At 60.4% G+C, this 19,902-nt stretch carries 19 protein-coding genes, 4 tRNA genes and 1 pseudogene; 19 read left to right on the forward strand and 5 right to left on the reverse strand.

Features of this window, described 5'->3' with window-relative positions:
• Nucleotides 1-61 precede the first annotated feature (61 nt).
• Nucleotides 62-352, reverse strand: coding sequence for a DUF3565 domain-containing protein (locus CIB54_RS00420; RefSeq protein ID WP_101218191.1), 291 nt, complete (start codon nucleotides 350-352; stop codon nucleotides 62-64).
• On the opposite strand from CIB54_RS00420, the gene CIB54_RS00425 reads away from it, so the two are divergent.
• Nucleotides 351-836, forward strand: coding sequence for an FKBP-type peptidyl-prolyl cis-trans isomerase (locus tag CIB54_RS00425; RefSeq protein WP_065950630.1), 486 nt, complete (start codon nucleotides 351-353; stop codon nucleotides 834-836). The two genes, CIB54_RS00420 and CIB54_RS00425, sit on opposite strands and share 2 nt — an antisense overlap.
• A 271-nt stretch (nucleotides 837-1,107) precedes the next feature.
• On the opposite strand, the gene rpsT is transcribed toward CIB54_RS00425, so the two are convergent.
• Nucleotides 1,108-1,386 (reverse strand): 30S ribosomal protein S20, encoded by a 279-nt coding sequence (gene rpsT, locus CIB54_RS00430; protein ID WP_003171647.1) that lies wholly within the window; start codon nucleotides 1,384-1,386, stop codon nucleotides 1,108-1,110.
• A gap of 253 nt (nucleotides 1,387-1,639) precedes the next feature.
• On the opposite strand from rpsT, the gene murJ reads away from it, so the two are divergent.
• The 6 genes from murJ to ispH all read left to right on the forward strand — a co-directional run bounded on the left by murJ (nucleotide 1,640) and on the right by ispH (nucleotide 9,119).
• Nucleotides 1,640-3,178, forward strand: coding sequence for a murein biosynthesis integral membrane protein MurJ (gene murJ, locus CIB54_RS00435; RefSeq protein ID WP_101218192.1), 1,539 nt, complete (start codon nucleotides 1,640-1,642; stop codon nucleotides 3,176-3,178).
• Nucleotides 3,179-3,297: 119 nt separating this feature from the next.
• On the forward strand, nucleotides 3,298-4,236 hold the full coding sequence (gene ribF, locus CIB54_RS00440; RefSeq protein ID WP_065888011.1) for a bifunctional riboflavin kinase/FAD synthetase: 939 nt from the start codon (nucleotides 3,298-3,300) through the stop codon (nucleotides 4,234-4,236).
• Between the two features lie 14 nt (nucleotides 4,237-4,250).
• The gene (gene ileS / locus CIB54_RS00445) at nucleotides 4,251-7,082 is read left to right on the forward strand and encodes an isoleucine--tRNA ligase (RefSeq protein WP_101218194.1); all 2,832 of its coding nucleotides are present in this window, start codon (nucleotides 4,251-4,253) and stop codon (nucleotides 7,080-7,082) included.
• Nucleotides 7,075-7,587, forward strand: coding sequence for a signal peptidase II (lspA, locus tag CIB54_RS00450; RefSeq protein WP_065950633.1), 513 nt, complete (start codon nucleotides 7,075-7,077; stop codon nucleotides 7,585-7,587). Before ileS ends, lspA begins: the two co-directional genes overlap by 8 nt.
• 7 nt (nucleotides 7,588-7,594) lie before the next feature.
• Complete coding sequence (locus CIB54_RS00455) at nucleotides 7,595-8,032, forward strand: FKBP-type peptidyl-prolyl cis-trans isomerase (protein ID WP_175413270.1); 438 nt, start codon at nucleotides 7,595-7,597, stop codon at nucleotides 8,030-8,032.
• 139 nt (nucleotides 8,033-8,171) lie between these two features.
• A complete protein-coding gene (gene ispH, locus CIB54_RS00460) occupies nucleotides 8,172-9,119 on the forward strand; it encodes a 4-hydroxy-3-methylbut-2-enyl diphosphate reductase (protein ID WP_065950635.1) in 948 nt (315 codons plus the stop codon).
• Here ispH and CIB54_RS00465 read toward each other — a convergent pair.
• Nucleotides 9,073-9,654, reverse strand: a pseudogene (locus CIB54_RS00465) (GspH/FimT family pseudopilin). The gene ispH and the pseudogene CIB54_RS00465 sit on opposite strands and share 47 nt — an antisense overlap.
• Nucleotides 9,655-9,860: 206 nt before the next feature.
• Between CIB54_RS00465 and pilV the strand changes: the two are divergent.
• From pilV to thiO, 5 genes are all read left to right on the forward strand, one after another.
• A complete protein-coding gene (gene pilV / locus CIB54_RS00470; RefSeq protein ID WP_101218196.1) occupies nucleotides 9,861-10,346 on the forward strand; it encodes a type IV pilus modification protein PilV in 486 nt (161 codons plus the stop codon).
• Nucleotides 10,343-11,050, forward strand: a complete 708-nt coding sequence (locus CIB54_RS00475) for a PilW family protein (RefSeq protein WP_101218197.1) — start codon at nucleotides 10,343-10,345, stop codon at nucleotides 11,048-11,050. Before pilV ends, CIB54_RS00475 begins: the two co-directional genes overlap by 4 nt.
• Before the next feature lie 4 nt (nucleotides 11,051-11,054).
• Nucleotides 11,055-11,585 (forward strand): pilus assembly PilX family protein, encoded by a 531-nt coding sequence (locus tag CIB54_RS00480; RefSeq protein ID WP_101218198.1) that lies wholly within the window; start codon nucleotides 11,055-11,057, stop codon nucleotides 11,583-11,585.
• An 11-nt stretch (nucleotides 11,586-11,596) separates the two neighbouring features.
• Nucleotides 11,597-11,998 (forward strand): type IV pilin protein, encoded by a 402-nt coding sequence (locus CIB54_RS00485; RefSeq protein ID WP_065950640.1) that lies wholly within the window; start codon nucleotides 11,597-11,599, stop codon nucleotides 11,996-11,998.
• A gap of 62 nt (nucleotides 11,999-12,060) precedes the next feature.
• Nucleotides 12,061-13,170 (forward strand): glycine oxidase ThiO, encoded by a 1,110-nt coding sequence (gene thiO / locus CIB54_RS00490; protein WP_101218389.1) that lies wholly within the window; start codon nucleotides 12,061-12,063, stop codon nucleotides 13,168-13,170.
• Here the strand turns inward: thiO and CIB54_RS00495 are convergent.
• The gene (locus CIB54_RS00495) at nucleotides 13,157-13,390 is read right to left on the reverse strand and encodes a PP0621 family protein (protein WP_101218199.1); all 234 of its coding nucleotides are present in this window, start codon (nucleotides 13,388-13,390) and stop codon (nucleotides 13,157-13,159) included. The two genes, thiO and CIB54_RS00495, sit on opposite strands and share 14 nt — an antisense overlap.
• A 126-nt stretch (nucleotides 13,391-13,516) precedes the next feature.
• Entirely contained in the window at nucleotides 13,517-14,542 is a 1,026-nt protein-coding gene (locus CIB54_RS00500; protein ID WP_065932408.1) for an outer membrane protein assembly factor BamD, read from the reverse strand.
• A gap of 149 nt (nucleotides 14,543-14,691) precedes the next feature.
• Here CIB54_RS00500 and rluD point away from each other — a divergent pair, with 149 nt between their 5' ends.
• From rluD to CIB54_RS00535, 7 genes are all read left to right on the forward strand, one after another.
• Nucleotides 14,692-15,654, forward strand: coding sequence for a 23S rRNA pseudouridine(1911/1915/1917) synthase RluD (gene rluD / locus CIB54_RS00505; protein WP_003188422.1), 963 nt, complete (start codon nucleotides 14,692-14,694; stop codon nucleotides 15,652-15,654).
• Nucleotides 15,651-16,376 (forward strand): peptidoglycan editing factor PgeF, encoded by a 726-nt coding sequence (gene pgeF, locus CIB54_RS00510; protein WP_065950642.1) that lies wholly within the window; start codon nucleotides 15,651-15,653, stop codon nucleotides 16,374-16,376. Before rluD ends, pgeF begins: the two co-directional genes overlap by 4 nt.
• Nucleotides 16,377-16,511: 135 nt before the next feature.
• Nucleotides 16,512-19,076, forward strand: a complete 2,565-nt coding sequence (gene clpB / locus CIB54_RS00515) for an ATP-dependent chaperone ClpB (protein WP_057725840.1) — start codon at nucleotides 16,512-16,514, stop codon at nucleotides 19,074-19,076.
• Nucleotides 19,077-19,379: 303 nt separating this feature from the next.
• Nucleotides 19,380-19,455: transfer RNA gene (locus CIB54_RS00520), tRNA-Asn, on the forward strand.
• Between the two features lie 9 nt (nucleotides 19,456-19,464).
• Nucleotides 19,465-19,541: transfer RNA gene (locus tag CIB54_RS00525), tRNA-Pro, on the forward strand.
• A 5-nt stretch (nucleotides 19,542-19,546) separates the two neighbouring features.
• A tRNA-Lys gene (locus CIB54_RS00530) sits at nucleotides 19,547-19,622 on the forward strand.
• A gap of 94 nt (nucleotides 19,623-19,716) precedes the next feature.
• Nucleotides 19,717-19,793, forward strand: a tRNA-Pro gene (locus tag CIB54_RS00535).
• Nucleotides 19,794-19,902 lie beyond the last annotated feature (109 nt).

Raw genomic sequence — 19,902 nt, forward strand, 5'->3', positions numbered from 1 at the left:
CATGGCTGGGGTGGCGCTCTATGCTTGAGCGCCTACCGCGAATCAGGCGCCAAGGTTATCGTTATTCGTGCTGTTGCGCACACCAGCCGCAGGCAAAGGGTTGGCCTATTTTTTCAAGGCGTAGCGCGGGGTCGAGCACCCAGGCGCGCGACTGCCACGGCGGCTGGTGGCGCAGATGCTGAGTGTGGCCGCAGGACAGCTCGGCGACCCAGTGCAGGTCGTCGTCCTGGTGGAATCCGGTTATCGTCGAGACCGTTGGTCGGCCCCGTCCGTCCGGGTTCTGTTCGCTTTCGGGCAAATCCTTGTTTAGACTTGTCCGTTCTTCATTCTTATGCAAAAGGTCTCGCCCCATGACGATCGCCGCTAACAAGGCTGTCTCCATCGACTATACCCTGACCAACGACGCTGGTGAGGTCATCGACAGCTCAGCCGGCGGCGCGCCGCTGGTCTACCTGCAAGGCGCGGGTAACATCATCCCAGGCCTGGAAAAGGCGCTGGAAGGCAAGGCGGTTGGTGATGAACTGACCGTTGCCATAGAACCTGAAGATGCCTACGGCGAATACTCCGCCGAACTGGTCAGCACCTTGAGCCGCAGCATGTTCGAAGGTGTTGATGAGCTGGAAGTCGGCATGCAGTTCCACGCTTCCGCGCCGGACGGCCAAATGCAGATCGTGACCATCCGCGATCTGGACGGCGACGACGTGACCGTTGACGGTAACCACCCTCTGGCTGGCCAGCGCCTGAACTTCCAGGTGAAGATCGTTGCCATTCGCGACGCTTCCCAAGAAGAAGTGGCTCATGGCCACGTCCACGGTGAAGGCGGTCATCACCATTGATTGTGGTTTGATCAATCGGTAGCAAAAACGCCCCGACTGGTTCGGGGCGTTTTTTTATCTGAAATTCACCGCAATCCAAATGTGGGAGGGGGCTTGCCCCCGATGGCGGTGTGTCAGTCAAAGTATTTCTTACTGATACACCGCTATCGGGGGCAAGCCCCCTCCCACATTTTGATCTGTGTATTCCAGAAAACAAAAATGCCCCGGACCTTTCGGTACGGGGCATTTCTTAACTGTACGCAACCTGAGGTCGCGTGGCAGTTGTTACCACTTAGGCTGCAGCAGCAACGTTCAGAGCCTTGATGTGGCCATTCAGGCGGCTCTTATGACGAGCGGCCTTGTTCTTGTGGATGATGCCTTTATCGGCCATACGGTCGATAACTGGCACGGCCAGAACGTAAGCAGCTTGAGCTTTTTCAGCGTCTTTGGTGTCGATGGCTTTAACTACATTCTTGATGTAGGTACGAACCATGGAACGCAGGCTGGCGTTGTGGCTGCGACGCTTCTCAGCCTGTTTTGCACGTTTTTTGGCGGAAGGTGTGTTGGCCACCGTCGAGCTCCTCGAAAGACTTTTTAGGAAATAGCAAACAAAATAGGCCGCGAATCATGCCGATGACTTGATGGGTTGTCAAGGGCGGCTGATGCGAACTGCTGAGTGGTCGATCTGAAGAGGCGGGTGATTTATTTCCGGCGCTTGACCTGTAAACTCGCGAGCTTTGGCGCTGTGCTGTTGCAGGCGCGCAGTATCGCATAAGTAGGCGCTTTGTTCGCCTGCTCTTTATCTATAGGCGCAAACTCTTTCAATGAATCTGCTCAAATCGTTGGCCGCCGTCAGCTCTATCACGATGATTTCCCGGGTTTTGGGGTTTGTGCGTGACACCCTGCTGGCACGCATTTTTGGCGCCAGTATGGCCACGGATGCCTTCTTCATTGCCTTTAAACTGCCCAACCTGTTGCGCCGGATTTTCGCCGAAGGCGCGTTTTCCCAGGCCTTCGTGCCGATCCTGGCCGAATACAAGACGCAGCAGGGGGAGGAGGCGACCCGCACCTTTATCGCCTATGTCTCGGGCCTTCTGACGCTGGTGTTGATGCTGGTGACCGTGCTCGGCATGCTCGCCGCGCCCTGGGTGATCTGGGCCACGGCTCCCGGCTTTGCCAATACCCCGGAAAAGTTCGCACTGACCACTGATCTGCTGCGCGTGACCTTTCCTTATATATTGCTGATCTCGCTGTCATCGCTCGCCGGGGCGATTCTCAATACCTGGAACCGTTTCTCGGTGCCGGCTTTCGTGCCGACGCTGCTTAATGTCAGCATGATTATCTTTGCGCTGTTCCTTACGCCGTACTTCGATCCGCCGGTAATGGCCCTGGGGTGGGCCGTCCTGGCTGGCGGCCTGGCACAATTGCTCTACCAACTGCCGCATTTGAAAAAGATCGGCATGCTTGTACTGCCCCGGCTGAACCTCAAGGACACCGGCGTCTGGCGCGTGATGCGCAATATGCTGCCGGCGATCCTCGGCGTGTCGGTGAGTCAGATCTCCCTGATCATCAATACGGCGTTCGCGTCGTTGCTGGTGTCCGGTTCGGTGTCGTGGATGTACTACGCCGACCGCCTGATGGAATTGCCGTCCGGCGTGCTCGGGGTGGCCTTGGGCACCATTTTGCTGCCGACCCTGGCGCGCACCTATGCGAGCAAGGACCGCCAGGAATACTCGCGCATTCTCGACTGGGGCCTGCGCCTGTGCTTCCTGCTGGTGCTGCCATGCTCCATGGCCCTGGGAATCCTGGCCGAACCCCTGACAGTCTCGCTGTTTCAATACGGGCAATTCGATGCGCACGACGCCCTGATGACCCAGCATGCGCTGGTGGCGTACTCCGTGGGTTTGCTCGGCATTATCGTGATCAAAGTGCTGGCGCCGGGCTTCTATGCCCAACAAAACATCCGCACACCGGTGAAGATCGCGATTTTCACACTGGTCGTCACGCAACTGCTCAACCTGGTGTTTATCGGCCCGCTGGCCCATGCCGGCCTGGCGCTCGCGATCAGTGCCGGTGCCTGTATCAATGCCGGCCTGCTGTTTTATCAACTGCGCAAGCAGCAGATGTACCAGCCGCAGCCTGGCTGGGGGGCGTTCACCCTCAAGTTGCTGGTGGCGGTCGCCGCGATGTCGGCCGTGTTGATTGGGCTGATGCACGTGATGCCGGCCTGGGACCAGGGCCATATGCTGGAGCGCTTCATGCGCCTGGGCGTGCTGGTAGTGGCTGGCGTGGTGGTGTACTTCGGGATGTTGCTGCTGCAGGGTTTCCGCCTGCGCGATTTCAATCGCAAGTCGCTGGGGTAGAGAGTTTGCCGCGATAAAACGGCTGTTTTATCGAATCGATCCATTTGGCCTGCGGTGTTGCCTGTCGTCCGGGGCCGGGTGTGGTTATAATCGACCACTTTATGAGCAAGAAGCGCGTTATGCAGCTGGTTCGAGGTCTCCACAACCTGCGCCCCGAGCACCGGGGCTGCGTCGCCACTATTGGCAACTTTGACGGTGTTCACCGTGGCCACCAGGCTATCCTGGCCAGGCTGCGCGAGCGTGCGGTCGAGTTGGGCGTGCCCAGCTGCGTGGTGATTTTTGAGCCGCAGCCGCGGGAGTTCTTCACCCCGGAAACGGCACCGGCCCGGCTGGCCCGCCTGCGAGACAAGCTGCAACTGTTGGCTGAAGAAGGCGTAGACCGCGTCCTCTGCCTGGCTTTCAACCAGCGTCTGCAAAGCCTTAGCGCCGCCGAGTTTGTCGACCGCATCCTCGTCGATGGCCTCGGCGTGCAGCATTTGGAGGTCGGCGACGACTTTCGTTTCGGTTGCGACCGCGTCGGCGATTTCGATTTCCTGCAACACGCCGGCGTCAACCAGGGTTTTACCGTCGAAGCCGCGCAAACCGTCGAACTGGACGGCCTGCGCGTGAGCAGTACCCAGGTGCGTAACGCCCTGGCCGCTGCCGACTTCGCCTTGGCCGAGCGTTTGCTCGGTCGCCCGTTCCGCATTGCCGGGCGGGTACTGCACGGCCAGAAGCTGGCGCGCCAACTGGGTACGCCAACCGCCAACGTGCAACTCAAGCGCCGTCGTGTGCCGCTGACCGGGGTTTACCTGGTGAGTGTCGATATCGACGGCCAATCGTGGCCGGGAGTCGCCAACATAGGCGTCAGGCCCACGGTTGCAGGTGATGGCAAGGCCCACCTGGAAGTTCATCTTTTGGATTTTGCCGGTGACTTGTATGACCGGCGTTTAACGGTGGTTTTCCACCAGAAGCTGCGTGAAGAGCAGCGTTTCGCCTCCCTTGAGGCGTTGAAAACGGCGATCAATGCGGATGTCGCCGCCGCCCGTGCACTAGCCGCACCTAGCGCCCATCGCTAACCGAAGAGCCTTAAATGACCGACTATAAAGCCACGCTAAACCTTCCGGACACCGCCTTCCCAATGAAGGCCGGCCTGCCACAGCGCGAACCGCAGATCCTGCAGCGCTGGGACAGTATTGGCCTGTACGGAAAGTTGCGCGAAATTGGCAAGGATCGTCCGAAATTCGTCCTGCACGACGGCCCTCCTTACGCCAACGGCACCATTCACATCGGTCACGCGCTGAACAAGATTCTCAAGGACATGATCCTGCGTTCGAAAACCCTGTCGGGCTTCGACGCGCCGTATGTCCCGGGTTGGGACTGCCACGGCCTGCCGATCGAACACAAAGTCGAAGTGACCTACGGCAAGAACCTGGGCGCGGATAAAACCCGCGAACTGTGCCGTGCCTACGCCACCGAGCAGATCGAAGGGCAGAAGTCCGAATTCATCCGCCTGGGTGTCCTGGGCGAGTGGGACAACCCGTACAAGACCATGAACTTCAAGAACGAGGCCGGTGAAATCCGCGCCCTGGCCGAAATCGTCAAGGGCGGTTTCGTGTTCAAGGGCCTCAAGCCCGTGAACTGGTGCTTTGACTGCGGCTCGGCCCTGGCCGAGGCGGAAGTCGAGTACGAAGACAAGAAGTCCTCGACCATCGACGTGGCCTTCCCGGTTGCCGATGAGGCCAAGCTCGCCGAGGCCTTTGGCCTGGCATCGCTGGCCAAGCCGGCGGCCATCGTGATCTGGACCACCACGCCATGGACCATCCCGGCCAACCAGGCGCTGAACGTGCACCCCGAGTTCACCTACGCGCTGGTGGACGTTGGCGATCGCCTGCTGGTGCTGGCCGAAGAAATGGTCGAGTCGTGCCTGGCGCGTTACGAGCTGCAAGGTTCGGTGATCGCCACCACTACCGGCTCCGCGCTGGAACTGATCAACTTCCGCCATCCGTTCTACGACCGCCTGTCGCCGGTGTACCTGGCTGACTACGTCGAACTGGGTTCCGGCACCGGCGTGGTTCACTCCGCGCCTGCCTACGGTGTGGACGACTTCGTGACCTGCAAAGCCTACGGCATGGTCAACGACGACATCCTCAACCCGGTGCAGAGCAATGGCGTCTACGCGCCGTCGCTGGAGTTCTTCGGCGGCCAGTTCATCTTCAAGGCCAACGAGCCGATCATCGACAAGTTGCGCGAAGTCGGTTCGCTGTTGCACACCGAAACTATCAAGCACAGCTACATGCACTGCTGGCGCCACAAGACCCCGTTGATCTACCGCGCCACCGCGCAGTGGTTCATCGGCATGGACAAAGAGCCGACCCGCGGCGAAACCCTGCGCATACGCTCGCTCAAGGCCGTCGAAGGCACCAAGTTCGTCCCGGCCTGGGGCCAGGCGCGCCTGCACTCGATGATCGCCAACCGTCCGGACTGGTGCATCTCCCGCCAGCGTAACTGGGGCGTGCCGATCCCGTTCTTCCTGAACAAGGAAAGCGGCGAACTGCACCCGCGCACCGTCGAACTCATGGAGGTCGTGGCCCAGCGCGTTGAACAGGAAGGCATCGAAGCCTGGTTCAAGATGGACGCTGCCGAACTGCTCGGTGATGAAGCGCCGCAGTACGACAAGATCAGCGACACCCTCGACGTGTGGTTCGACTCGGGCACCACCCACTGGCACGTGCTGCGCGGTTCGCACCCGATGGGCCACGAGACCGGCCCGCGTGCCGACCTGTACCTGGAAGGTTCGGACCAGCACCGTGGCTGGTTCCACTCGTCGCTGCTGACCGGTTGCGCCATCGACAACCACGCGCCGTACCGGGAGCTGTTGACCCACGGCTTCACCGTCGACGAAAACGGCCGCAAGATGTCCAAGTCGTTGAAGAACGTGATCGAGCCGAAAAAGATCAACGAGACCCTGGGCGCCGATATCATGCGTCTGTGGGTCGCTTCGACCGATTACTCGGGCGAGATCGCCGTCTCCGACCAGATCCTGGCCCGCAGCGCCGATGCCTACCGTCGCATCCGTAATACCGCGCGCTTCCTGCTGTCGAACCTGACCGGTTTCAACCCGGCCACCGACCTGCTGCCGGCCGACGACATGCTCGCCCTCGACCGTTGGGCCGTGGACCGCGCCCTGTTGCTGCAGCGCGAGTTGCAGGAACACTACGGCGAGTACCGCTTCTGGAATGTCTATTCCAAGATCCACAACTTCTGCGTGCAGGAGCTCGGTGGTTTCTACCTCGACATCATCAAGGACCGCCAGTACACCACCGGTGCCAACAGCAAGGCGCGCCGCTCGGCGCAGACCGCGCTGTACCACATCAGCGAAGCGCTGGTGCGCTGGATCGCACCGATCCTCGCGTTCACCGCCGACGAATTGTGGGAGTACCTGCCGGGTGAGCGTAACGAGTCCGTCATGCTCAACACCTGGTACGAAGGCTTGACCGAACTGCCGGCCGACTTCGAACTGGGCCGCGAGTACTGGGAAGGCGTGATGGCCGTGAAGGTTGCGGTGAACAAGGAGCTGGAAGTGCAGCGCGCGGCCAAGGCCGTGGGTGGCAACCTGCAAGCCGAAGTCACCCTGTTTGCCGAGGACGGCCTGACCGCCGACCTCGCCAAGCTGAGCAACGAACTGCGCTTTGTGTTGATCACCTCCACCGCAAGCCTGGCCCCCTTCGCCCAGGCTCCGGCAGATGCCGTGGCGACCGATGTGCCGGGCTTGAAGCTCAAGGTGGTCAAGTCGGCCTTCCCTAAATGCGCCCGTTGCTGGCACTGCCGTGAAGATGTCGGCGTGAACCCCGAGCATCCGGAAATCTGCGGCCGTTGCGTTGATAACATCAGCGGCGAAGGCGAGGTTCGTCACTATGCCTAACTCTGCCAGTCGTTTCGGGCGTCTTGGCTGGCTTGTATTGAGCGTGCTGGTCCTGGTCATCGACCAGGTCAGCAAGGCTCATTTCGAAGGCAGCCTGGAGATGTTCCAGCAAATCGTGGTGATCCCGGATTACTTCAGTTGGACCCTGGCCTACAACACCGGCGCCGCTTTCAGCTTCCTCGCCGATGGCGGTGGCTGGCAGCGCTGGCTGTTCGCGCTGATCGCCGTTGTGGTCAGTGCGGTGCTGGTGGTCTGGCTCAAGCGCCTGGGCCGGGACGACACCTGGCTGGCGATCGCGCTGGCCCTGGTGCTGGGCGGCGCGCTGGGTAACCTGTACGACCGCATTGCCCTGGGCCATGTGATCGACTTCATCCTGGTGCATTGGCAGAACCGCCATTACTTCCCGGCGTTCAACTTCGCCGACAGCGCTATCACCGTCGGTGCAATCATGCTGGCGCTGGACATGTTCAAGAGCAAGAAAACCGGAGAGACCGTCAATGACTGATCAGGTATTGGCTGAGCAACGCATCGGCCAGAACACGGAAGTCACTTTGCATTTCGCATTGCGCCTGGAGAATGGCGACACGGTCGACAGCACCTTCGACAAAGCCCCTGCTACCTTCAAGGTCGGTGACGGCAACCTGTTGCCGGGGTTTGAAGCGGCTCTGTTCGGCTTCAAGGCCGGCGATAAGCGTACCCTGCAGATTCTGCCGGAAAACGCCTTCGGCCAGCCCAACCCGCAAAATGTGCAGATCATCGCGCGTTCGCAGTTCGAAGGCATGGACCTGTCGGAAGGCCTGCTGGTGATCTTCAATGATGCGGCGAATACGGAATTGCCCGGTGTGGTCAAAGCCTTCGATGACACGCAAGTGACCATCGACTTCAACCATCCGTTGGCCGGCAAGACACTGACCTTTGACGTCGAGATCATCAACGTCAAAGCGCTCTAACTGACGATTTCAGCCTATTGTAGGAGCTAGCTTGCTCGCGAAGGTCTTCAACGATAATCCTGGCATCCTGCATGATCGCGGTGCCTGTGAAATTTTCGCGAGCAAGCTCGCTCCTACATGGCAAGACACGAGGCACAGCATGCAAATCAAACTCGCCAACCCCCGTGGCTTCTGTGCCGGTGTGGACCGGGCGATCGAAATCGTCAACCGCGCCCTGGAAGTTTTCGGGCCGCCGATTTACGTGCGGCATGAAGTCGTTCACAACAAATTCGTGGTTGAAGATCTGCGTGCTCGCGGCGCCATCTTCGTCGAAGAACTCGACCAGGTGCCTGACGATGTCATCGTTATCTTCAGTGCCCACGGTGTTTCCCAGGCGGTGCGCACCGAAGCGTCCGGCCGTGGCCTGAAAGTGTTCGATGCCACATGCCCGCTGGTGACCAAGGTGCACATCGAGGTGGCGCGCTACAGCCGTGATGGTCGTGAGTGCATTCTGATCGGCCACGCCGGTCATCCGGAAGTCGAAGGCACCATGGGCCAGTACGACGCCAGCAATGGCGGCGCCATCTATCTGGTGGAAGACGAAAAAGACGTCGCCAACTTGCACGTGCAGAACCCGGAGCGCTTGGCGTTCGTTACCCAGACTACCTTGTCCATGGACGACACCAGTCGGGTTATCGATGCGCTGCGCACGCGATTCCCGGCCATTGGCGGCCCACGCAAAGACGACATCTGCTACGCCACGCAAAACCGCCAGGACGCGGTCAAGCAACTGGCCGATGAGTGTGATGTGGTGCTGGTGGTCGGCAGCCCCAATAGCTCCAACTCCAATCGCTTGCGAGAGCTGGCCGAGCGTATGGCGACACCGGCGTACCTGATCGACGGCGCCGAGGATATGCAGCGTAGCTGGTTCGACGGCGTCGAGCGCATCGGCATCACGGCGGGCGCCTCGGCCCCGGAAGTCCTGGTGCGTGGCGTCATCCAGCAATTGCACGCCTGGGGGGCCACCGGCGCCGATGAATTGGCGGGGCGCGAAGAAAATATTACGTTTTCGATGCCCAAGGAATTGCGGGTGCGCTCGCTGCTCTGAACCCCTGGCGGCTTGATTAACCGCGGCATAACGCCTGCTCGGTCTTGTCACTGCGCAGGCTGACACGCCCGCTCGGCGCCAGCACTACCTGATACAGGCTCTGCGCGTGCATCGTGTCGCACACATGCACGGTGCCGGCACGAAACCCGCCGCCGGCAAACACCGGTTCTCCCAAAGCGTTGAAACGGACCTGGCTGCTGACCGGGCCATTACCTGCCATCGGCACCCGCCCGCTGTCCTGTCGCTCCAGTAGCACCGGATTCTCGTCATCCAGATGGCCGCGACCACTGATATCCAGGATCACCCGCCACCCTTGGCTCCAGTCTTGCTCCCGCGCGTGGATGACCACTGCACGACTGCGTGTGATCGCCTCCGTGCGCGCATAACGCAGCCCGTCGGCCAGTGACTGGGCCACGCTTTGTTGCTGCTGCGCTGCCAGCAACCCCTTGAAGCCGGGTAGGGCCAGTTGCGCCAGGACGCCCGTCACGACCAGCCCCAGCAGTAATTCAATCAAGGTGAACCCTCGTTGTGTCATGTGCGCCCCTCCGTGGATGCGGGTTGATCTTCAAGTGACAGGCATAGGTATAGCGTTTGGGCCCTGATGTTGAATGATGGCCTTTACGTCCAATGTATTTCCCTTTGTTCCGATAGCGGCAGCCGCCAAAAACCGGCGCTAGTCTTGGGGGCGTGCAGCAGGGTTCTGCTGTTTTTCTAAGGCCTTCGACATGGATGACGACGGTAATGCCTTTCTGCCGGAACACCTTATTTCTACGCGCAGTTCTTCGACCTCAATCCGGCATGACCCTGATCGAGGTACTGGTAGCGGTACTGGTCCTGGCTCTCGGGCTGCTGGGGGCCGCGGCTATCCAGCTCAACGCGCTCAAATACACCGACAGTGCACGGATGACCAGCCAGGCCAGTTTCATTGCCTACGACATGCTCGATCGAATTCGCGCCAATGCCGGGGTCGATTACGCCTGGGCCCAAGCCGAGCGCGCGCCGCCCAGCACCTCGACCGCCAGCGTGCGCGACCTGGACTTGCATGATTTCGAAGCCAATATCACAGGTTTTGCCGGCAAGGACGCCAAAGGTGCCGTGGCGGTCAGCGGCAATGAAGTCACTATCAGCATCAGTTGGGCGGACAGCCGGGCGGCGAGCAGCCCGGGTGCGCGGCAAACCTTCACCCTGACCAGCCGTATCGCCAATGGCCAAGGCAGCTTGCAATGATCCGTCCTGCACGTGGTTTCGGGTTGGTGGAGTTGCTGCTGGCGCTGGCTGTCGGGCTGGTGCTGATCCTTGGCGCAAGCCAGGTGCTGATCGGTTCGCGGCTGACCCAGGCCAGCCAGCAGGCCGCTATGGTGCTGCAGGATGATGCCCGATTCGTCCTGAGCAAGTTGGTCCTGGATATTCGCCAGGCAGGCATGCTGGGGTGTTTGGCCCCGGCTTTTATCGACAATGCCCCGGCGACCTTTGATCGGCCGATTGACTGGGAAATGTCGGCAAGCGCGACGTCACTGACGCTGGTGACCGCCAATGCCGGCGACGGTGCCGGCAAGCCAGACTGGACGGTGGTGTCCGACTGCAAGGACGCGGCACAGGCTCACGCCGGCGCACCGCCTGTAATCGCGCCCGGCCAGATTCGGTTTGCCATCCGTGAGCTCACCTACACCTATGAGGCGGGGCAGTTGAAGATCAGTACCCCGTCGGTACCGGCCAAGGCAGTGCTGATAGATAACGTGCGGGCCTTCGAGATCAGTTTCGGGGTAGCGGCCAGGCCTGAATCGACGGACGTGGCGCGCTACGACAGCCACCCGGCCGACGCATCGTTGATCCGCAGCGTGCGCATCCGCATGACCCTGCGTGACCCGACCGGACGAGTGAAGGATCAGGCCTACAGCGTCGTGGCCGCACTGCGCAACCGGCTGGCGTAGGACGATGATCTCGATGGGGGGGAACGCTGTGCGCCAGGCCGGGATGGTATTGCTGATCAGCCTGGTATTTCTGCTGTTGTTGTCACTGGTGGGGTTGTCATCAATGCAGGGCGCGATCTCTCAGCAGAAGGTCGCCAGTAGCCTGTGGCAACGTAATCAATCGTTCCAGACGGCCGAAAGTGGCCTGCGGCTGGGGGAGTCGGCTGTGCGCAGGGGCGGGCTTGCGCTGCCACTTTGCCACTCGATCATCAACTGCGCGCCGCCCGCTGATGCATTTTCGGTGGTTGGCCCTGGGCCAAATCCGGTCTCGGCGGTGAATTGGGTGGCGTTCAAGGACGGGGTGTATGGCGTTCAATCCCTGGGGGTGGGGATGGGCCTGGCGCATTTACCGCCGCTTACCCCGGCCGCGCTCTTCCGGGTGACGGCCGTGGGGCTGGGTGGCCAGTCGCGCACGGTGCTTGAGACCGTGTATGCGCGGGTGGGGGAGGGCGACGGCGCGAGGTTTCGGCGAGTCTTATGGCGGCAACTTCAATAAGGAGCAATTCAATGGGCATGGATAGCCAGGGCTTTACCCTGATCGAATTGTTGATCGCGGTGGCGATCATCGCGTTGCTGGCCGGGATCGCTTACCCCGGATATACCGGCCAGGTGAAAAAGGTGTATCGGGTGCAAGTCGTCGCGCTGCTGAGCGAGCACGCTCAACATCTGGAGCGTTTTTACACTCGCAACGGCACTTTTATTGATGCAAGCGGCGTCAGTACAGGCAATGATCACTATAGAATCAGCGCCGTATTGAACCCTCATGATTTTGTCCTGCTCGCCACGCCTGCCGCGGACTCAGTCATGGCGGACGACGCCTGCGGCCAATTCAGCTTGACCAGCACCGGTGTGCGAAGCAATCCGGGAGCGACGCCGCAAATGCCGCTCAAGGCATGCTGGGGGCAGTGATGAGAGTGCTGGATGAATGGGCGCCGGGCGCGCTTTTCCCTTTTTATCGGCTGGATCAAATGATGGCTAAGCAACAGCGAGTAGTGATTGTCGGCGGCGGAGTGATTGGTTTGTTGACCGCATACAACCTGGCTGACCGGGGGCAAGCGGTCATATTGCTGGAGCGCGGCGGGCTTGGGCAGGAATCTTCGTGGGCTGGCGGCGGGATCGTTTCGCCGTTGTATCCATGGCGTTATAGCCCGGCGGTGACCGCCTTGGCTCATTGGTCCCAGGATTTCTACCCGCAACTGGCACAGCGGCTGTTCGCCTCGACCGGCGTCGATCCTGAGCTCCACACCACTGGTCTGTATTGGCTCGATCTGGATGACGAAGCCGATGCCCTGGCCTGGGCTGCGCGTGAGGGCAGGCCCTTGAGCAAAGTGGACGTATCGGCTGCCCACGATGCAGTTCCGGCGCTGGGTGGCGGTTATTCGCAGGCGATCTACATGGCCGATGTGGCCAATGTGCGCAACCCGCGCCTGGTCAAATCCCTCAAGGCGGCGTTGTCGGCGCTGCCCGATGTGACGATTCACGAGCAGTGCGAAGTCGATGGATTTATTTTGCAGGGCGACACCGTGGTAGGCGTGAATACGAGCGCCGGCGCCATGACGGGTGATCAGGTCGTGCTCGCAGCCGGTGCCTGGAGCGGGGATTTGCTGGGAAAACTAGGCTTGGCACTGCCCGTTGAGCCGGTCAAGGGTCAGATGATCCTCTACAAATGCGCGTCTGACTTCTTGTCGAGCATGGTCCTGGCTAAAGGGCGCTATGCGATCCCGCGGCGTGATGGGCATATTTTGATTGGCAGCACCCTGGAACACGAGGGATTCGACAAAACGCCGACTGAAAACGCGCTGGAAAGTCTCAAGGCCTCTGCGCAGGAGCTGCTTCCCGCCCTGGCGGACGCTGAGGTGGTGGGGCACTGGGCGGGGTTGCGGCCCGGCTCGCCGGAAGGTATCCCGTATATCGGCGAGGTACCCGGCTTCAAGGGCCTGTGGCTCAATTGCGGGCATTACCGCAATGGCCTGGTGCTTGCCCCGGCGTCCTGCCAGCTGTTTGCCGACTTGCTGCTGGGGCATGCGCCGATTATCGACCCGGCACCTTACGCGCCCGCCGGTCGAGTCAGCGCTGGATAGACTTCGGCCCCTGCTGCAGATGCGCCTGGGTGCAATACCATTGCTGGCCCAAGCTCAGCGCCCGATCCTGCGGCACGTGTACACCGCAATGGGCGCAACGCACCATCAAGGCGGCATTGGGTTCGCCGGTGCGCGGTTGCCTGGCGGCAGGGCTTTTGAATTTGCGCCAGAGCCATACCGCGGCGGCAATGACGGCGATCCAGAACAATAGACGAAGCATGATGGGCAGTTTCTCGATAAGGAATGCGCCAGTTTAGCCAAGGTCGCCGTGGGCGCACAGCGCAATAAATACTCGCCCATAAAAAAGGGAGCTCCTGAGAGCTCCCTTTTGCGTTGCGTCAAACGGTCAGTCGAACACACCGAAGGTCATGTAGCTGAACCACGAGCGGTCCTGGTTGTTACCCAGGGCTTGCGGCTCTTCTTCTTCGATCACATCGCCGTTCTCGTCGTGCGGCTTGAGGTCCGAAGGAATCGCGTCCTTGGCGTCCTGGTATTGCTTGATCACGTCCTGGTTGGCGCGTGTTTCGCCTGGCGGCAGCGGTGGGCGGGACTCGATCAGGCCCAGGGTGTACTTGCTCAGCCACGAACGGTTGTCGGCTTCGTCAACCTGAGGCACGAACTGGCCGTCTTTCAGGCTCGGGTGGTCCGGGTAGTTGAGCTTCAGGGTTTCCAGGCTGGTGGTCGCCAGCTGATCCAGGTGCAGGCGCTGGTAAGCCTCGGTCATCACGGCCAGGCCGTCACCCACGGAAGGGGTTTCCTGGAAGTTTTCCACCACATAGCGGCCACGGTTCGCAGCGGCTACGTACGCCTGACGGGTCAGGTAGTAGTGGGCCACGTGGATCTCGTAGGAAGCCAGCAGGTTGCGCAGGTAGATCATGCGCTGCTTGGCGTCCGGCGCGTAGCGGCTGTTCGGGTAGCGGCTGGTCAGCTGGGCGAACTCGTTGTAGGAGTCGCGGGCAGCGCCCGGGTCGCGCTTGGTCATGTCCAGCGGCAGGAAGCGCGCCAGCAGGCCAACGTCCTGGTCGAACGAGGTCAGGCCCTTCATGTAGTAGGCGTAGTCCACGTTCGGATGCTGCGGATGCAGGCGGATAAAACGCTCGGCGGCGGACTTGGCAGCTTCCGGCTCGGCGTTTTTATAGTTGGCGTAGATCAGCTCGAGCTGGGCCTGGTCGGCATAGCGTCCGAACGGATAGCGCGACTCCAGTGCCTTGAGCTTCGCTGTGGCGCTGGTGTAGCTATTATTATCCAAGTCTGTCTGAGCTTGCTGGTACAGCTCGACTTCGCTCAGGTTTTCGTCGACGACGTCCTTTGTTGACGAGCAAGCAGCAGTCATGGCGAGGATGGCGATCAGCAGCAGGTGTTTCACTTGCATGGCGGCTTGCGTCCCTATGACGGCCGCTGTCTTGGGCGGGGCCGTCCTGTTATGATGAGCGCCCCGTTGAAAGCCTCGGGGCAAAAGACGCCGTATTTAACCACAAGCGCGCAGCCGAAACCAAAGGCTGTGCCACGCCTAGTCTGAGCATGTCCGATAAAATTGAACTTCGCGCAGAGGTGCCGTCCGAATTGGGCGGCCAACGCCTCGATCAAGTCGCCGCACAATTATTCGCTGAGCACTCGCGCTCGCGCCTTTCCGCCTGGATCAAAGACGGCCGCCTGACTGTGGATGGAGCGGTTATCCGCCCGCGAGACATAGTTCATGGCGGTGCGATTCTTGAGCTGACTGCCGAGCAGGAAGCCCAGGGAGAATGGGTCGCCCAGGACATCGAGCTGGATATCGTCTACGAAGACGATGACATCCTGGTCATCAACAAACCCGCAGGCCTGGTGGTTCACCCGGCGGCCGGGCACGCTGATGGCACCTTGCTCAATGCCCTGTTGCACCACGTGCCGGACATCATCAACGTGCCGCGCTGCGGCATCGTGCACCGTCTGGACAAGGACACCACCGGCTTGATGGTGGTGGCCAAGACCATTCAGGCGCAGACGCAACTTGTTACTCAATTGCAGAGTCGCAGCGTCAGCCGGATCTACGAATGCATCGTGATCGGGGTGGTGGTGGCGGGTGGCAAGATCAATGCACCCATTGGTCGCCACGGCCAGCAGCGCCAGCGCATGGCGGTGATGGAGGGCGGCAAGCAGGCCGTCAGCCACTATCGCGTGCTGGAGCGTTTCCGTTCCCACACCCATGTGCGGGTCAAGCTGGAAACCGGTCGTACCCACCAGATCCGCGTGCACATGGCCCACATCAACTTCCCGTTGGTCGGCGATCCGGCCTACGGTGGTCGCTTCCGCATTCCGCCTGCGGCCAGCCAGACCATGGTTGAATCGCTCAAGACGTTCCCGCGCCAGGCGCTGCATGCACGCTTCCTGGAGCTGGATCATCCGACGAGCGGTAAGCGCATGAGCTGGGAATCTCCGCTTCCAGACGATCTGGTCTGGCTGTTGTCACTGCTCAAGCAGGATCGTGAGGCGTTTGTCGGATGAGTGACTGGCTGCTGCCTGACTGGCCCGCGCCGTCTCAGGTCAAAGCCTGCGTCACCACTCGTGCGGGCGGCGTCAGTGTGGCGCCGTTCGACAGCCTCAACCTGGGCGATCATGTGGAGGACAGCCTTGAGGCCGTGCTCGAAAATCGTCGTCGCCTTACCGAAGCGTTCGATATCCAGCCAGCCTGGTTGCGCCAGGTCCACGGCACCACGGTGGTCGAGGCCGATCCGGGCCGGATCGCCGAAGCCGATGGCAGTTGGACCAGCACGCCGGGTATCGCCTGCACCTCGATGACGGCTGATTGCCTGCCTGCATTGTTCTGTAATCGAGCGGGCACCCGTGTCGCGGCGGCTCATGCCGGTTGGCGTGGGTTGGCGGCGGGGGTGCTGGAGAAGGCTTTCGAAAGCCTTGAGAGCAAGCCCGCCGACGTTCTGGTCTGGCTCGGTCCGGCCATTGGCCCGCAGGCCTTTGAAGTCGGTCCCGAGGTGCGTGACGCGTTCATGCAGCAACTACCGGCGACTGCCCAGGCCTTCGTTCCCAGCGGTAATCCCGGCAAGTTCATGGCTGACATCTATCAGCTCGCTCGCCTGCGCCTTGCCGTGCGGGGTATTACCGCCGTCTACGGTGGCGGTTACTGCACCGTGACCGACCCGCGTTTCTTTTCCTATCGACGCAGCCCCCGTACGGGCCGATTCGCCTCCCTTGTCTGGCTTGACCGCTAGACTGTCCTGATCTGTATCAACCATCCACTGCTTGAATCCCGCAGAATCCACCCCATCTATAGGGGTATCTGGCAGGTTTCTTCATTCAGGATGTGTTTGTTCATAGCTCCGGCCTGCTCAAAAGGAAGGTGACTAATGCGTATTGATCGTTTAACCAGCAAATTGCAGTTGGCCTTATCGGACTCCCAGTCCCTGGCGGTCGGTCTCGACCACCCGGCGATTGAACCGGCGCACTTGATGCAGGCGCTCCTCGAGCAACAAGGTGGTTCTATCAAGCCCTTGTTGATGCAGGTGGGCTTTGACGTCAACAGCCTGCGCAAGGAGTTGAGCAAAGAGCTCGACCAACTGCCGAAAATCCAGAACCCTACCGGCGACGTGAATATGTCGCAGGACCTGGCGCGGCTGCTGAATCAGGCCGACCGCCTGGCCCAGCAAAAAGGTGACCAGTTCATCTCCAGCGAACTGGTGCTGCTCGCCGCCATGGACGACAACAGCAAGCTCGGCAAGTTGTTGCTGGGCCAGGGCGTGAGCAAGAAAGCCCTGGAAAACGCCATCAACAACCTGCGTGGCGGCGAGGCGGTGAATGACCCCAACCATGAGGAGTCGCGCCAGGCTCTGGATAAATACACCGTTGACCTGACCAAGCGCGCCGAAGAGGGCAAGCTTGACCCGGTTATCGGCCGTGACGACGAAATCCGCCGCACTATCCAGGTGCTGCAGCGTCGCACCAAGAACAACCCGGTGCTGATCGGTGAGCCTGGCGTGGGTAAAACCGCCATCGCCGAGGGCCTGGCCCAGCGCATCATCAATGGTGAAGTGCCGGACGGCCTTAAAGGCAAGCGCCTGCTGTCCCTGGACATGGGCTCGTTGATCGCCGGCGCCAAGTTCCGTGGCGAGTTCGAAGAGCGTCTGAAATCCCTGCTTAATGAATTATCGAAGCAGGAAGGGCAGATCATTCTGTTTATCGACGAACTGCACACCATGGTCGGCGCGGGCAAGGGCGAAGGGTCCATGGATGCCGGCAACATGCTCAAGCCCGCCCTGGCGCGAGGCGAGTTGCATTGCGTCGGTGCAACCACGCTTAACGAGTACCGTCAGTACATAGAAAAGGATGCGGCGCTTGAGCGACGTTTCCAGAAAGTCCTGGTGGAAGAGCCCAGCGAAGAAGACACCATCGCCATCCTGCGTGGCCTGAAAGAGCGCTATGAGGTTCACCATAAGGTCGCGATTACCGATGGCGCGATCATTGCGGCGGCCAAGTTGAGCCATCGCTATATCACCGATCGCCAGTTGCCCGACAAAGCCATCGACCTGATCGACGAGGCAGCCAGCCGCATCCGCATGGAGATCGATTCCAAGCCGGAAGTGCTCGACCGCCTGGACCGCCGCCTGATTCAACTGAAGGTCGAATCCCAGGCGCTGAAAAAAGAAGAGGATGAGGCGGCGAAGAAACGCCTGGAGAAACTCCAGGAAGAGATTGTGCGCCTGGAGCGCGAGTATTCGGACCTCGAAGAAATCTGGACCTCGGAAAAAGCCGAAGTGCAGGGCTCTGCGCAGATCCAGCAGAAGATCGAGCAGTCGCGCCAGGAGCTGGAAGCCGCGCGCCGTAAAGGCGACCTGAACCGCATGGCCGAGTTGCAGTACGGGGTGATCCCGGACCTGGAGCGCAGCCTGCAGATGGTCGACCAGCATGGCCATAGCGAGAACCAGCTGTTGCGCAGCAAGGTGACCGAGGAAGAAATCGCCGAGGTGGTCTCCAAGTGGACCGGTATCCCGGTGTCGAAGATGCTTGAAGGCGAACGCGACAAGCTGCTGAAGATGGAAAGTCTGCTGCATCAACGCGTCATCGGTCAGGAAGAGGCCGTGGTGGCGGTGTCCAACGCGGTAAGACGTTCCCGCGCCGGGTTGTCCGACCCGAATCGCCCGAGTGGTTCGTTCATGTTCCTTGGGCCCACCGGCGTGGGTAAGACCGAGCTGTGCAAAGCCTTGGCTGAATTTCTGTTCGATACTGAAGAGGCCATGGTGCGCATCGACATGTCCGAGTTCATGGAGAAACACTCGGTGGCTCGCCTGATCGGTGCGCCACCAGGCTATGTGGGCTATGAAGAGGGCGGTTACCTGACCGAAGCCGTGCGGCGCAAGCCCTACTCGGTGATCCTGCTGGATGAGGTCGAGAAGGCGCATCCGGATGTGTTCAACATCCTGCTGCAAGTGCTGGAGGACGGCCGCCTGACCGACAGCCACGGACGTACGGTGGATTTTCGCAACACGGTGATCGTAATGACCTCCAACCTGGGCTCGTCGCAGATCCAGGAGCTGGTAGGTGATCGCGAGGCCCAGCGGGCCGCTGTCATGGATGCGCTGACCACGCACTTCCGGCCGGAATTTATCAACCGGGTGGATGAAGTGGTGATCTTCGAGCCGTTGGCGCGGGATCAGATAGCCGGCATTACCGAGATCCAGCTGGGACGCTTGCGTGCACGTCTGGCCGAGCGCGAGCTGGCGCTGGAGCTGAGCAGCGAGGCGTTGGACAAGCTGATCGCGGTGGGCTACGACCCGGTGTATGGCGCGCGGCCGTTGAAGCGTGCGATCCAGCGCTGGATCGAGAACCCGCTGGCGCAGCTGATCCTGTCGGGCAGCTTTATGCCGGGCACCAGCGTCGAGGCGACGGTGGAGAACGACGAAATCGTCTTCCATTAAGCCCCGCGGCCAGTGCCATAAGAGAAGGCTCCGCATTGCGGGGCCTTTTTTTTCGATAGGGCGTTGAACTGTAAGGCAAAGGCTTGTAAAGTGCGCCCCGCAGCAACGTCAGCCCACGGGTTTCTTCTCCCCAAGAAGAAATCAGAAAGAAGCGCAAATCATTGTCTTAAAAGCAATTTAAAGGGTTGACAGGGGTTTTTAAGATTGTAGAATAGCGCGCCTCAGAGACGCTAACGTAGCGATACGGACAGGGTCGAAGAGAAGGTTACATGGCGGTAAATGTTGTACTTTGAAATATGTAGTTCCGTGATAGCTCAGTCGGTAGAGCAAATGACTGTTAATCATTGGGTCCCAGGTTCGAGTCCTGGTCACGGAGCCAATTTCAAACCGGGGTATAGCGCAGTCCGGTAGCGCGCCTGCTTTGGGAGCAGGATGTCGGGAGTTCGAATCCCCCTACCCCGACCATATTTGGGTCGTTAGCTCAGTTGGTAGAGCAGTTGGCTTTTAACCAATTGGTCGTAGGTTCGAATCCCACACGACCCACCATTTTTGAGACCAGCTCACGCTGGAATCAGATCTTAAGATCAGAGGCCAAAAGCGCTGATCGAGGAAGGCGACTGAAAGGTCGCCTTTTTATTACCGGGGTATAGCGCAGTCCGGTAGCGCGCCTGCTTTGGGAGCAGGATGTCGGGAGTTCGAATCCCCCTACCCCGACCATATTAAAAATCCTCGTATCGAAAGATACGGGGATTTTTTTTGCCTGCGCAAAACTTATTAACGGTGAAGATCAAATGTGGGAGAGGGCGTGCCCCCTCCCACACTGTTT

Origin of the sequence: Pseudomonas fluorescens, from assembly GCF_002837185.1 — a bacterium.
GTDB lineage: Bacteria > Pseudomonadota > Gammaproteobacteria > Pseudomonadales > Pseudomonadaceae > Aquipseudomonas > Aquipseudomonas fluorescens_AM.

Excerpts from the sequence above, each read along its gene's own strand:
- CIB54_RS00425 (WP_065950630.1), top strand. The coding sequence starts at position 351 with ATGACGATCGCCGCTAACAAGGCTGTCTCCATCGACTATACCCTGACC.
- CIB54_RS00420 (WP_101218191.1), bottom strand. The coding sequence starts at position 352 with ATGGGGCGAGACCTTTTGCATAAGAATGAAGAACGGACAAGTCTAAAC.
- murJ (WP_101218192.1), top strand. The coding sequence starts at position 1,640 with ATGAATCTGCTCAAATCGTTGGCCGCCGTCAGCTCTATCACGATGATT.
- ribF (WP_065888011.1), top strand. The coding sequence starts at position 3,298 with ATGCAGCTGGTTCGAGGTCTCCACAACCTGCGCCCCGAGCACCGGGGC.
- ileS (WP_101218194.1), top strand. The coding sequence starts at position 4,251 with ATGACCGACTATAAAGCCACGCTAAACCTTCCGGACACCGCCTTCCCA.
- lspA (WP_065950633.1), top strand. The coding sequence starts at position 7,075 with ATGCCTAACTCTGCCAGTCGTTTCGGGCGTCTTGGCTGGCTTGTATTG.
- ispH (WP_065950635.1), top strand. The coding sequence starts at position 8,172 with ATGCAAATCAAACTCGCCAACCCCCGTGGCTTCTGTGCCGGTGTGGAC.
- pilV (WP_101218196.1), top strand. The coding sequence starts at position 9,861 with ATGCCTTTCTGCCGGAACACCTTATTTCTACGCGCAGTTCTTCGACCT.
- CIB54_RS00475 (WP_101218197.1), top strand. The coding sequence starts at position 10,343 with ATGATCCGTCCTGCACGTGGTTTCGGGTTGGTGGAGTTGCTGCTGGCG.
- CIB54_RS00480 (WP_101218198.1), top strand. The coding sequence starts at position 11,055 with ATGATCTCGATGGGGGGGAACGCTGTGCGCCAGGCCGGGATGGTATTG.
- CIB54_RS00485 (WP_065950640.1), top strand. The coding sequence starts at position 11,597 with ATGGGCATGGATAGCCAGGGCTTTACCCTGATCGAATTGTTGATCGCG.
- thiO (WP_101218389.1), top strand. The coding sequence starts at position 12,061 with ATGGCTAAGCAACAGCGAGTAGTGATTGTCGGCGGCGGAGTGATTGGT.
- CIB54_RS00495 (WP_101218199.1), bottom strand. The coding sequence starts at position 13,390 with ATGCTTCGTCTATTGTTCTGGATCGCCGTCATTGCCGCCGCGGTATGG.
- CIB54_RS00500 (WP_065932408.1), bottom strand. The coding sequence starts at position 14,542 with ATGCAAGTGAAACACCTGCTGCTGATCGCCATCCTCGCCATGACTGCT.
- rluD (WP_003188422.1), top strand. The coding sequence starts at position 14,692 with ATGTCCGATAAAATTGAACTTCGCGCAGAGGTGCCGTCCGAATTGGGC.
- pgeF (WP_065950642.1), top strand. The coding sequence starts at position 15,651 with ATGAGTGACTGGCTGCTGCCTGACTGGCCCGCGCCGTCTCAGGTCAAA.
- clpB (WP_057725840.1), top strand. The coding sequence starts at position 16,512 with ATGCGTATTGATCGTTTAACCAGCAAATTGCAGTTGGCCTTATCGGAC.